Source organism: Vibrio sp. AIC-3 (assembly GCF_013114515.1).
In the GTDB taxonomy this organism is placed as follows: domain Bacteria; phylum Pseudomonadota; class Gammaproteobacteria; order Enterobacterales; family Vibrionaceae; genus Vibrio; species Vibrio crassostreae_C.
The window spans coordinates 46,932-59,937 of the sequence record NZ_VTXG01000007.1 but is presented as its reverse complement, the minus strand read 5'-3'; the positions used below and the strand labels follow the sequence as shown (position 1 = coordinate 59,937).

General features: G+C 44.8%; 8 protein-coding genes. 3 read left to right on the top strand and 5 right to left on the bottom strand.

Annotation, left to right across the window (positions count from 1 at the left end; all coding sequences use genetic code 11):
- The first annotated feature begins 81 nt into the window (after window positions 1–81).
- The 3 genes from F0229_RS07330 to F0229_RS07320 all read left to right on the top strand — a co-directional run bounded on the left by F0229_RS07330 (window position 82) and on the right by F0229_RS07320 (window position 4,372).
- A complete protein-coding gene (locus F0229_RS07330) occupies window positions 82–849 on the top strand; it encodes a 1-acylglycerol-3-phosphate O-acyltransferase (protein WP_171732549.1) in 768 nt (255 codons plus the stop codon).
- Between the two features lie 146 nt (window positions 850–995).
- Window positions 996–2,366 (top strand): MBL fold metallo-hydrolase, encoded by a 1,371-nt coding sequence (locus F0229_RS07325; RefSeq protein ID WP_171732548.1) that lies wholly within the window; start codon window positions 996–998, stop codon window positions 2,364–2,366.
- A 458-nt stretch (window positions 2,367–2,824) separates the two neighbouring features.
- On the top strand, window positions 2,825–4,372 hold the full coding sequence (locus F0229_RS07320; RefSeq protein ID WP_017069529.1) for a sodium:alanine symporter family protein: 1,548 nt from the start codon (window positions 2,825–2,827) through the stop codon (window positions 4,370–4,372).
- A gap of 145 nt (window positions 4,373–4,517) precedes the next feature.
- Here F0229_RS07320 and F0229_RS07315 read toward each other — a convergent pair whose 3' ends face one another.
- The 5 genes from F0229_RS07315 to guaB form a co-directional block, all read right to left on the bottom strand.
- Window positions 4,518–5,111, bottom strand: coding sequence for a GPR1/FUN34/YaaH family transporter (locus F0229_RS07315; protein WP_017062818.1), 594 nt, complete (start codon window positions 5,109–5,111; stop codon window positions 4,518–4,520).
- Window positions 5,112–5,593: 482 nt separating this feature from the next.
- Window positions 5,594–7,144 (bottom strand): Na+/H+ antiporter NhaC family protein, encoded by a 1,551-nt coding sequence (locus tag F0229_RS07310; protein WP_171732547.1) that lies wholly within the window; start codon window positions 7,142–7,144, stop codon window positions 5,594–5,596.
- A 275-nt stretch (window positions 7,145–7,419) separates the two neighbouring features.
- The gene (locus tag F0229_RS07305) at window positions 7,420–9,117 is read right to left on the bottom strand and encodes a chitinase (RefSeq protein WP_171732546.1); all 1,698 of its coding nucleotides are present in this window, start codon (window positions 9,115–9,117) and stop codon (window positions 7,420–7,422) included.
- Between the two features lie 324 nt (window positions 9,118–9,441).
- Complete coding sequence (guaA, locus tag F0229_RS07300; protein WP_017059729.1) at window positions 9,442–10,995, bottom strand: glutamine-hydrolyzing GMP synthase; 1,554 nt, start codon at window positions 10,993–10,995, stop codon at window positions 9,442–9,444.
- 378 nt (window positions 10,996–11,373) lie between these two features.
- Entirely contained in the window at window positions 11,374–12,837 is a 1,464-nt protein-coding gene (gene guaB / locus F0229_RS07295) for an IMP dehydrogenase (protein ID WP_017062496.1), read from the bottom strand.
- Window positions 12,838–13,006: the final 169 nt, after the last annotated feature.

Below are 13,006 nucleotides of genomic sequence, written 5' to 3'. Positions count from 1 at the left end.
CAATTCGGTTAAATAGAGTGAAAACTTCAAGCATCTAAAACTATTTAATCACTGCCATCTGCGGTGAGTAAGGAGTGAATTGTGCTTGCTGTTCTTCGTATTATTTTGGCTACGGTGTTTATTATTTTCACCACTCTATGTGCTTTTGTTTACTGCTTGTTTAGCCCCAAGAACCCCAAGCATGTGTACGTTTTCTGTCGTTGGTTCAACCAACTCCAAAAGATCATCGGTGTAAAACTGGTGCAACGCGGCCTAGACAATGCCCCGACACCAGAAAACAGCGTCTACATCTCTAACCACCAAAGCATATTGGACTTTGTGACCGATCCAGGAATGCTAAGACCGCGCACCGTTTCATTGGGCAAGCGCGATTTGTTGTACGTGCCTTTCTTTGGCCTGCTGTATTGGATCACCGGTAACATCATGATTAACCGCGAAGATAAGTCCAAAGCACGCGATACCATCAAACAAGTGGCGGAAGCGATTCATCAGAGAGATCTGTCTGTTTGGGTTTACCCGGAAGGAACCCGTAGTAAAGGGCGTGGACTATTGCCATTCAAAACGGGCGCTTTCCGAATGGCGATTGAAGCCGGCGTACCTATTACCCCAATGTGTACCAGCACCACGCACAATAAGATTGACCTCAACCGAGTTAATAATGGCATTGTGATCACCGAGATGCTGGAACCTATCGATGTGTCTGGATACAAGCTCAGCGACGCAAGAGAGTTAGCCAATCGCTGTCACGCACTCATGGCAGAGAAAATCGCAGAACTTGATGCCGAAGTGGCTCGTTTAGAGGAACAACAACACCCAGAGCTGGATTCAGACCGTTCTTCTACGAGCTAACTCACAACGAACACACTGAGCCATCGCTCAATGACTTAAAAAGACACTCAACGATCGCAACTCTCATTGTTCTCGTTTTACTTGCTGGCGTTTATCCGCAAAATAAAAACAGGCGTAACGGCTTTATAGAGCAATGGGAGTAAACGATGGAAGTGATTCACCATGGTGGCAAACATACTGTCACCGGATCTTGTCACGAGCTAAGAGATTCAGGCCAAGCGGTGCTCATCGATTGTGGCCTTTTTCAAGGTTTAGATCTTCAAGGTAAAAAGCTTCAAGGAGAAGATGCACGCCCTCTTGATATTGAATTTGAAACGTCCCACCTCAACGCTTTGCTGCTGACCCATACTCACATTGATCATATTGGTCGATTACCTTGGTTACTCGCCAGTGGATTTAACCAGCCAATTTATTGCACGCAAGCCACCGCCGAACTCGCTCCTTTAATGATTGAGGATGGCTTAAAGCTGCAAGGACTTAGCAATAAACAGTCGAAGCTGATACTCAAAAAGATTCATTCGTTAATTGCTCCCAAGCCTTACGGGGAATGGTTTCCAATCACGTCTAAACAGCAAAACAACGGAAAGGATCATGATAGGCCAAATACTCTGTATGCTCGCTTTCAACCTGCGGGGCACATCTTAGGTTCTGCCTATATCGAGATTAAGTTACCCAACCAAGAGGTGGTAGTCTTCTCTGGCGATTTGGGCCCAAGTAACACACCACTACTGCCCGATCCTAAGCCACCACGACAAGCCGACTATCTGTTTATCGAATCCACTTATGGCACCAGTACTCATGATGATATCGCTACGCGAGCTGAGCGTCTCAAAGCAATCATTGATCGTTCACTGCTCGACGGTGGCGTTATTCTAATTCCGGCATTTAGTATCGGCAGAACGCAGGAATTGCTTTTTGATATCGAACACCTGATCTTTGAGCATCAACTCAGTAGCGATATTCCTATTATTCTCGATTCTCCGATGGCTCAAAAAGTGACGCGTTCATACCGACGTTTTAAAGAGTTGTGGGGACAAGAAGCAAAGCAGCGTCTTGAACTGAAACGCCACCCACTCGCTTTTGAGCAGTGCATTACCGTTGATGGACATAGAATGCACAAGAAAATCGTCAATCGCCTCAAGTCGACAGGTGAACCTGCGATTGTGGTCGCAGCTTCTGGGATGTGTCAGGGTGGCAGGATAATGAACTACTTATCCGCCTTGCTTCCCGATAAACGAACCGATGTAATTTTAGCTGGCTATCAAGCGCACGGAACGCTCGGACGAGAGCTGCAACAAGGGGAAATGCAGGTTTATATTGATAACAAAGACGTTGAGGTTAATGCTCAAATTCATGGCATGTCTGGCTATTCTGCCCATGCTGATAAAGGGGACCTCTACCAATTTATAGACGGCATCGCGACTCCACCGAAAAAGGTGCATTTGATTCACGGCGAACCAAACACTCAGTCTGAATTCGCTCAAGAGCTGCTAAAACAAGGATTCAAGGTCGTTTGAAACAAGTGTCTAATTAGGCACTTTTCCTACCGTAAAGATAAAAACTATCATTTTATCCCCTCAAAAAATGATAGCGCTCTAAAACTGCCTACCTATTCTGAGCAAGTGATATATTCTAACTTTTCCGTAACAAACTCACTATAGCAGCCGTTCATGCTAAATGGTCGATTCGTCTATTTTAACACCACCCTGTCTTAGTTACCGACCGCGGAACTTACTTGTTTGTATTAATCACTATTTATTCACTTTGAAAAATACAAAACAAAGCAACTAGTTGCACTTGCGTTTAAATGAAACGATTTCCTAAATAGCACTAAGCGTTAACAATTAGCCCCTGTAACATGCTTTATGTCACAGTAATCCCAATGCGTAGTTAAATAATTTAACACTCAGGTTACAAGTGAAGTATTGTGTTGTTCGAAAAACAATCATAAGCAAAACTAACAGGGAAAATACTCATGCAGTCATTCGTTGATTTTTTGAATGGAATAATCTGGAGCCCAGTACTTATCTACCTATGTTTAGGTGCAGGTTTGTTCTACTCCATCATGACTCGATTTGTTCAAATCCGTCACTTCTTTGAAATGTGGCGCTTGCTACTATCGGGTAAAAGCTCATCAAAAGGCATCTCGTCTTTCCAAGCTCTAGCCGTTTCGCTATCTGGCCGTGTAGGTACAGGTAACATTGCTGGTGTTGCTGCCGCTATCGGTTTCGGTGGCCCAGGTGCCGTATTCTGGATGTGGGTTGTAGCCTTCTTTGGCGCCGCAACTGCTTACGCAGAATCTACGCTAGCGCAAATCTACAAAGAAGAAGACGAAGGCCAGTTCCGTGGTGGTCCGGCTTACTACATTGAAAAAGCAATGGGTCAGAAGTGGTACGCATGGATCTTCGCTATCGCGACTATTTTTGCATGTGGTATTTTGCTTCCAGGTGTTCAGTCAAACAGTATTGGTAATGCTGTAGAAGCTGCATTTGGATCAGGTGATATGATTGAAACAGCTGTCGGTACATTCAGTTTCGCTAAAATTTTCACCGGTACTGTTGTTGCTATCATCCTTGCTTTCATCATCTTTGGTGGTGTTAAACGTATTGCGAACTTCACACAAATCGTTGTTCCTTTCATGGCATTGGCTTACATCATCATCGCGTTCGTTATCATTCTGCTAAACATCAGCCAAGTGCCAACGGTTTTCGCAATGATTGTTGGTGATGCATTCACACCTATGGCAGGCTTCGGTGCTGCAATTGGTTGGGGTGTTAAACGTGGTGTTTACTCAAACGAAGCGGGTCAAGGTACTGGTCCTCACGCGGCAGCGGCTGCAAGTGTTGATCACCCAGCTCAGCAAGGTTTGGTACAAGCATTCTCTATCTACATCGATACTCTTCTAGTATGTTCTGCTACAGCGTTCATGATCATCATCACTGGTGCTTACAACGTTCACGGCGGCGCTGAGGGTGTGTTCCTTGTTCAGAACCTAGCAGCAAACATCGGTGCGAATGGTCCTGTATTTACACAGCTTGCTATTGAAAGTGCACTACCAGGCATTGGTAAGCCATTCATCGCATTTGCTCTGTTCTTCTTCGCATTTACAACGATTCTTGCTTACTACTACATCGCAGAAACGAATATTGCTTACCTACGTCGTACCATCAAGATCCCTGGCATGATGTTCGTACTTAAGCTTGTTCTTATCACTGCAGTTTTCTATGGCACAGTTAAAACAGCGAACCTTGCATGGGCAATGGGTGATGTTGGTGTTGGCTTGATGGCATGGTTAAACATCGTGGGTATTCTGATCATCTTCTTCATGTCTAAGCCTGCGCTTAAAGCTCTAGCTGACTACGAAGAACAACAGAAACAAGGTGTGACTGAGTACACATTCAACCCTGTAAAACTAGGCATTAAAGGTGCTACTTACTGGGAAGAGAAGTACAAGCGCAAAACAGGCAAGTCTCCTGAAGCAGAAGCTGCAGACACTAAACCTGTAGAGCAGCCTTCAGCTTAAGCTTTCCTTAGCAAATAGATCGCTTTAACAAATAGCGCTATTAATAACGCATAAAAAAGGGGTTAGCCATTTCGGCTAACCCCTTTTGTTTTATTCATAACCAATAAATGGCTTATAACAAACTAACTGTTCCCGAGTTAGAGTATTAAGCAGCGATTTCTTGTGTTGCCATTTGAGGTGCTTTCTTCTCACCGATAGGCAGTACTGTGCGGCCGTATTCGTTGTTGATTACTTGTGCCATTGCAAAGTAAATAGCTGAAGCGCCACAGAAGATACCTTCAAAACCAGCGATAGTGCCGATTAGTTGACTGCCAGTGAAATCACGAGCTGCAAGTAGGAAGAACAAGATAGTTAGTGAACCGAATACTACTTGCTTCGCCACTGGGTAGCATAGAGAGCCGATGAACATGAAGCCTGTGAAGATGCCCCATAGTAGTAGGTACCAACCCATGAATGCTGCAGGGCTTGCAGGTAGGCCCATGTAAGGCATCACGATTAAACCAACCAAAGACAACCAGAATAGGCCGTAAGAAGTAAACGCAGTTGTACCGAACGTGTCACCACGTTTGAAACACATTGTGCCCACGATAACTTGGCTCAAACCACCGTAAAAAATACCCATAGCAAGAATCATTGAATCGATTGGAAAGAAACCTGCGTTGTGGATATTAAGAAGAATAGTGGTCATACCGAAACCCATTAAGCCTAGTGGCGCTGGGTTAGCTAGTTTGGTCGACATTGCGAATTTACCTTATTAAAGTGGTTGATTAAAAAAAAGCGATAAAAATTATCAGAAAATTTTAATCTATAAACCGTACAACTAGGTAATCCAGTTATCGAAAACTAAGATTGTGTAAATGATCTTATGGAAAATTAGTTTCATAACAACGCTAATTAATTCATAGAACCTATAAGTAAACAAATTCCCTGCCACGTATCGACTCATTTGATCGTCATTCCAGAATCGAGGGACGAGATATCTGGAATCTCCTTTTAGACATAAGCACCGACGATAAACGCCAGAGACTCCCTACCACGTTCGTTCCTCACTGTAGGGAATGACGGAGGTTTGCTTAGATGCGGGTAACGAGATACGGGATGCGAAGAGCGCGTTCAGATTGAGCAAGCGAGAAACTAAATTGCAAACACGAGTAATAATAGGGCGAGCTTTTCGTTACTTGTTTACTCCATTAAATCTCGTATCTACTTGGACAGATTAAATTACGCTTGTTGTGGTTTAGATTCAGACACTTGAGATTGAACGTCTGAAGAAGCGTTTTTACTCGCATCGCGCTTGGCTAACAACGTCACGACAATCAACTGAGCAACAAAAGCACCTAATACAACCAATGCACTTCCCGTAAAGCCTGCGACTACAAAACTAATCAGAGCAATAGAGCCGTTCATCAATGCGTAAGGTAGCTGCGTCTTAAAGTGTTCAAACTGATCACACCCAGCCCCGGTTGAAGAAAGAATCGTGGTTTCAGAGATCGGTGAGCAGTGATCACCAAACAAGCCACCCGATAACACGGCACCAATCGCGACGAGAAGCGGAGCATCTATCGCAATCGCGGTTGGAATAACTAAAGGCATCATTATCGCGAAGGTTCCCCACGATGAGCCCGTTGCGAATGAGATAATGGCAGACAGCAAGAACGCGACCGCAGGTACTAACCAGTAAGGGAAACCGCTCTGTGCTTGCTCAGCAATATAAGCCGCTGCACCCAACTCTTTACCAACGGTGCTTAATGCCCAAGCCAGTACCAAGATGATCGCGACTGGCATCATGTTTCCCATACCTTTTAAGTACACAGAAACACCATCTGAAAGCTTTCTTACACCGTAGTAAGCCATTAGCGAGATTAAGGTAATCGCCGCAAAGAAGTAAGCCGATGATAAAGCAGCTCTGAACGATGAACCTGCGACCTTTTGGAATGGGAAACCTTGTGGTACCAGCATGGCACACAACACCACCAGCATCACTAACAATGGTGCCCAGACAAAAGATGCCTTTGCATTTTTATGCGAGAACGGATTTAGTGATTCGTTATTCACGCCAGAGTTAATTCCCGCCTGGCAATCACGCTCAGCTTTTGCCATTGGCCCAAAATCTAAACCTTTAACGGACACGAGCGGAACGATGAAAATCGCGAGGAATGCGTAGAACTGAAAAGGAATCGCACCGATGAACGCATCCCAATCAGACATATTGACATTCAACGCCGTAAACTCTTTTTGAATCAGGCTCATGATATACACGCCCCACCCGATAAAAGGGATAAGGATCGCGACGGGTGATGATGTAGAGTCGATGATGAATGCCAACTTCTGTCTAGAAAGTTTCAGTTTATCGAAAAGAGGACGAAAGACAGGACCAACAATCAACGGAGTACCTAAGTCAGAGAAAAATATCACGATTCCTCCAAACCACGCAGACAATTGAGCTTGGCACTTGTTGCTTACCCACTGAGTCACACGCTTAGCAAACGCAACACCACCACCCGACTTTTCCATCAAAGCGACAAAACCACCGATGAACACCAACAGCATAATCACGCCAGCGTTGTAGCTATCTGTAAGCTGAGGGACTAGGTAACCTTTCACCATGGTACCAAACGTATCAAGCGGGTTAAGTTCGCTAAACATGCCAGTCAGCATCGCAACACCACTCAGCACGCCAGCAAAAAGGCCAATCACCACATTCCTTGTCGCCAACGACAACACCAAAGTAATCACAATGGGGATGAGTGACGTGATATCTGTCTGTTCCATAGGTACACCTTAACCCTAAAATAAAAAAGAATAAATATAATTTAAATTTGAATATAAATTCACACCCATCGTTTGTACAGAACTTTATCCTCTAACTGGATAATTAGTCTTTAAATGCGCTTCAACATAGCCAAATAGACCAATAGTCCTCCTTAGATAGCCAAGTTCGAAACGAAAAAAAGCCGAAAGTAGACACTTTCGGCTTTTGATTATTTATATCATTATGGTCGTACTACTGAACTCGTCGGTTAGACCGCTTTTCAGTATTCAGACGATCAATTACAACTAATTTCATCCCAGAACCAATTCGATTGAACTGGGCTTTCCCATACGCCCGGGCCGTTTTTAGCCACGAAGCACTTGCCGTTATGCGTCACTTTGTCGCCATTACTCACTTGGCTAACGCCCGCTTGCCACGTGATAAACACAGATGGGTCAACAACGACAGGTGACTCGGTAACTGGCGGTTCAACTGGTGTTGGGTCTACCGGAGCAGGATCAACAGGCGATGGATCTGTCACTACCGGTGGTGTTGGCTCTCCAGCAATCAATTTCCAAGGGCCGCCATTGGTAGGGTCATCCCCTTGTGTCCACCATTTCGCTTCATAGGTTGCACCGTTGTGAGTCACTTGGTCACCCGCGTTGTAAACCTTGGTCGCACTCCAACCATTACCACCCGGACCTGTACCAGGATCTACCGGATCCAGCTTATCGACCACTTTCACTTCAGGCCAACTCGCATGAGAACCATAAAAGTTGGTCACACACTTCTCGTAATCGCCAGCCACCAGTGCGGAATAAGCAGTTTGAAAGCCCACTAGCTCACACTCAAATGAATACCCTTCTGGGCGGTCTGCGTAGTATTTCCAGTTACCATCCCAGTTGGTGTACAACACATCCGTTGCTCCGTTGAGATTCAAGCTTCCGTAAGGCGTTTGCTGCCAACATGTATTGGCTTCATCGGCTTCTACAGGAATTTGATAGTGCGCGGCTAACCCTTCCCAGTAACGAATACGGTTAACGGGTTGGCCTTTGTCTTTGTTCTGCTCGCCACATTCAATACCACCATTGATCACGTTGATTGTGGTACCAAAGCCATAGCCAATACCCGCATCCAATTCACGTTGAGATGGTGTCCATGTTCGGTCAATTACATGCAGCATGGCTGGTTTAGGAGCTTGAGGCGTAAGGAAGAACCAGATAGCAGACGCTAAGTTCAACCAAGAATCCGCCACTAAGCCCGGATTGTTGAGAAGCACCGTCGCATCGCCATCGAACATCACTTCAGAGAACGCGCCGTAATTAAAATGGTAAGAAAGCTGTTTAGCACCACGTCCGAAGTAACCCTGCCCCGCAGCACATGGCCAACGGGCATTCTGCCAATCGTTCTGGCCACAACCTGTGGTGTAACCTTCTTGGCCTTCAGACCAACCCATTTCGCGAACATGCACCAGAGCTTGCTGCCACTCTTCGAGAGCTAATGGATTATCAGAGGTGTTGTCTATCGCGATGTGACCACCCGTCTCTTGTGAGAAATGAGCAAAGGCTGTGATGATGGATTTTTTACAGATAGCATCAGAATCACGGCCATCGGTGTACTCTCCACAGAAGGCTGGGAATTTGCCAATCGCACGTAAGAAGCGAGTGTAGGTGTATTCTGGCGCTGCCATCTGAGTGAGGAAGTTCCATTCCGATTGAGGGAACACGCGCTCTACACGCTTTACGTTTTCAGGGTTGGAGGGGGAACCGGGTTCAATCGCTTCAACGATTGTATTCGGGCGAGTTTGAAGGGCCTGTGACCAGATCGCATACATAGGATCGGATGTTTTCGCTTGTTCAGCAGCTTGTAGAGCCGACTTTTCAACAAGGTAACCATTCGGATTTTGCGGATCAGGTTGAATGTTCAAAGACGCATGACTTTGCGCTGCTAAAGTGCAGCCCAGTACTGTCGCCAAATATTTGATTTTTAACATGATGGATTCTCTTATCTGTCCTTAATAAGTCCATCAAAGAGTATGCTTCACATGTGAAATGGCCTAGCTGTAGCTGTGTGAATTTATAAAAAGTGCGAGTGATCTTTTTGATATATGGCTCAACACAACAAAGCGTCTCATGGTTTCTTGAGCTGATATCTAGTTTCCAACTCATTTGGTTTCTAGTTATTGTTCATTTGATTTCGAGGTATTGCTCATAAGCCTTTAATGTAATGAATCAATATAATCAATCGAAAAGAAAAAAGCCCCGAACTGAGTTCGAGGCTTAAGATCTTAATCAAAGCTGGTTAAATCTCTAAGAGATTATTCCCACTCGATAGTTGCTGGTGGCTTACCAGAAATATCGTAAACAACACGTGAAATGCCGTTAACTTCGTTGATAATACGGTTAGAAACCTTACCTAGGAAGTCGTATGGTAGGTGTGCCCAGTGAGCAGTCATGAAGTCGATAGTTTCTACAGCACGTAGAGATACAACCCAATCGTACTTACGGCCATCGCCCATTACGCCAACTGAACGTACTGGTAGGAATACCGTGAATGCTTGAGATACTTTGTGGTAAAGGTCAGCAGCGTGAAGCTCTTCAATGAAGATCGCATCTGCGCGACGCAGTAGATCACAGTACTCTTTCTTGATTTCGCCAAGAACACGAACACCTAGACCAGGACCCGGGAATGGGTGGCGGTAAAGCATGTTGTATGGAAGACCAAGCTCAAGGCCGATCTTACGTACTTCATCTTTAAACAGCTCACGTAGAGGTTCAACAAGACCCATTTCCATATCATCAGGAAGGCCACCAACGTTGTGGTGAGATTTGATTACGTGTGCTTTACCTGTCTTAGATGCTGCAGACTCGATTACGTCTGGGTAGATAGTACCCTGAGCAAGCCATTTAGCATTAGATAGTTTCTTAGACTCTTCATCGAAGATATCTACGAATACGTGACCGATGATTTTACGCTTAGCTTCTGGTTCAGCTTCGCCTTCCAGAGCTTTAAGGAAACGATCTTCTGCATCGACTTTGATGATGTTTAGGCCGAACTGGTCACCAAACATATCCATAACTTGCTCAGCTTCGTTTAGACGAAGAAGGCCGTTATCAACAAATACACATGTTAGTTTGTCGCCGATAGCGCGGTGAGCAAGCATCGCAACTACAGATGAATCAACACCACCAGAAAGACCAAGGATAACTTCGTCGTCACCTACTTGTTCTTTAATACGTGCAACTGCATCTTCAATGATTGAAGCTGAAGTCCACAGACCTTCACAACCACATACGTTAAGAACGAAGTTCTCAAGCATTTTCAGGCCGTTTTTAGTGTGTGTTACTTCTGGGTGGAATTGAACACCGAAGTACTTCTTCTCTTCGTTTGCCATTGCAGCGTATGGGCAAGTGTCTGTTTCAGCGATCTTTGTGAAATCAGCTGGAATCTCAACTACTTTGTCGCCGTGGCTCATCCAAACATCTTGAGTAGACTCAAGGTCAGCGAAAAGTGCAGATTCGCCAGTCACTTGTACCGCTGCGTAGCCGAACTCGCGCTCAGTAGACGTTGCTACTTTACCGCCAAGTTGCTCAGCCATAGTTTGCATGCCGTAGCAGATACCGAATACAGGAACACCTGAATCAAATACGTACTGAGGTGCACGTGGAGAGTTCTCTTCCGTTACACTTTCAGGACCACCAGATAGGATGATGCCGTCTGGATTGAATTCACGAATATCCGCTTCTTCTACGTCCCAGCTCCAAAGTTCACAGTAAACACCGATCTCACGAATACGACGAGCTACTAGCTGTGTGTATTGAGAACCGAAGTCTAGAATTAGAATACGTTGGTCATGAATATTTTTAGTCATTGTAAGCAGTCTTATTGGCTATGTGATAAAACGGAGGTGAGTTTACTCACCTCTGATTAACTCTTCAAGAAATAAAGCAAACGTTTTCGTTAGATATCTTTAACCACGTGTTTTGAGACAATCGGACTTTTAACAAAACAGGCGGTAGATATAATACCAATCACAGTAAGTAAGTGTTCAGGAATAGCGTAGGAAAAAAGCCTGAGAACGAGGCTGCTCTATTCGACAAAGAGTTCTGATAAGTAGTTATTCTACAATCAAAAATTCTAACGAAGTTATCGAGGTTTTTAACAAGCTAGGATGACCAGTTATTTACTACGATTGGTATATTAATGTGCCGACTAAATCAGCACATTATTCAAACGTTTGGACGTATTATTAACCTAAACGGTAGTTAGGTGCTTCTTTCGTGATTTGAACATCGTGTACGTGAGATTCTTTCATGCCCGCACCAGAGATACGAACAAACTCAGCTTTAGTACGCATGTCTTCAACAGTTGCAGAACCCGTTAGGCCCATGCTTGAGCGTAGACCGCCCATCTGTTGGTGAACGATCTCTTTTAGACGACCTTTGTATGCGATACGACCTTCAATACCTTCTGGAACAAGCTTGTCTGCAGCGTTGTCAGATTGGAAGTAACGGTCAGAAGAGCCTTGAGACATAGCGCCAAGAGAACCCATACCACGGTAAGACTTGTAAGAACGACCGTTGTAAAGGATAACTTCACCCGGTGCTTCTTCAGTACCAGCGAACATTGAACCAACCATCACACAAGATGCGCCAGCAACGATAGCTTTACAGATATCGCCAGAGAAGCGGATACCGCCATCTGCGATTACTGGAATACCGTATTCGTTTGCAACTTCCGCTGCGTCTGCGATTGCTGTTACTTGAGGAACACCAACACCAGTAACGATACGAGTCGTACAGATTGAACCTGGGCCGATACCAACTTTAACTGCACTAACACCCGCTTCGATAAGAGCACGTGCGCCAGCACCAGTTGCTACGTTACCACCGATGATTTGTAGATCAGGGTATGCAGCGCGAGTTTCGCGGATACGGTTAAGTACGCCTTCAGAGTGACCGTGTGAAGAGTCGATAAGTAGAACGTCTACGCCAGCTTCAACTAGAGCAGCAACACGCTCTTCGTTACCAGCACCAGCACCAACAGCTGCACCTACACGTAGGCTGCCGCGCTCATCTTTACATGCGTTTGGTTTACGTTCTGCTTTGTGGAAATCTTTTGCAGTGATCATTCCAGTAAGTTGGAAGTCATCATTTACAACAAGAACTTTTTCAACACGCGCTTCGTGCATTTTCTCTTGAACTTCTTCACGAGTTGCACCTTCTTTAACAGAAGCAAGGCGAGCTTTAGGCGTCATTACTACATCAACTTTCTTAGAAAGGTCAGTAACAAAGCGCACGTCACGGCCAGTAATAATACCAACAAGTTCGTTTGTTTCAGTAACAACAGGGAAACCGGCAAAGCCGTGTTTTTGGGTAAGGGCTACAACATCAGCGATTGTTGCGTCAGGGCTTACAGTTACTGGGTGAGAAACCACACCTGCTTCGTAAATTTTAACCTGGCGAACCATTTCAGCTTGCTGCTCGATTGACATATTCTTATGAATAAAGCCAATACCACCTTCTTGCGCAAGGGCAATTGCTAGGCGTGCTTCCGTAACAGTATCCATCGATGCAGAGATCATTGGGATGTTTAAAGAAATGTTTTTCGTTAACTGAGTGCGAAGATCAGCTGTGTTCGGAAGAACGGTTGAGTGTGCTGGGACGAGTAAAACGTCATCAAAAGTTAAAGCTTCTTTTGCGATTCGTAGCATTTGCAATATCTCACAACAAAGGTGTTAAAAGGAGTAAACCCAACTTTATCGTTTCGCATAATAAAGTGATTTGGATTTGATATTGCAGACGGATTATACGCACGGCGAAATCGCTTGGCTACACATTTTTGTATTTTTAATTTGCATTTACCCCCTTGCTATGTATTAT

What these genes read in the sequence shown, in the direction of transcription:
- F0229_RS07325 (WP_171732548.1), top strand. Translation starts at nt 996, where the DNA reads ATGGAAGTGATTCACCATGGTGGCAAACATACTGTCACCGGATCTTGT.
- F0229_RS07320 (WP_017069529.1), top strand. Translation starts at nt 2,825, where the DNA reads ATGCAGTCATTCGTTGATTTTTTGAATGGAATAATCTGGAGCCCAGTA.
- F0229_RS07315 (WP_017062818.1), bottom strand. Translation starts at nt 5,111, where the DNA reads ATGTCGACCAAACTAGCTAACCCAGCGCCACTAGGCTTAATGGGTTTC.
- F0229_RS07310 (WP_171732547.1), bottom strand. Translation starts at nt 7,144, where the DNA reads ATGGAACAGACAGATATCACGTCACTCATCCCCATTGTGATTACTTTG.
- F0229_RS07305 (WP_171732546.1), bottom strand. Translation starts at nt 9,117, where the DNA reads ATGTTAAAAATCAAATATTTGGCGACAGTACTGGGCTGCACTTTAGCA.
- guaA (WP_017059729.1), bottom strand. Translation starts at nt 10,995, where the DNA reads ATGACTAAAAATATTCATGACCAACGTATTCTAATTCTAGACTTCGGT.
- guaB (WP_017062496.1), bottom strand. Translation starts at nt 12,837, where the DNA reads ATGCTACGAATCGCAAAAGAAGCTTTAACTTTTGATGACGTTTTACTC.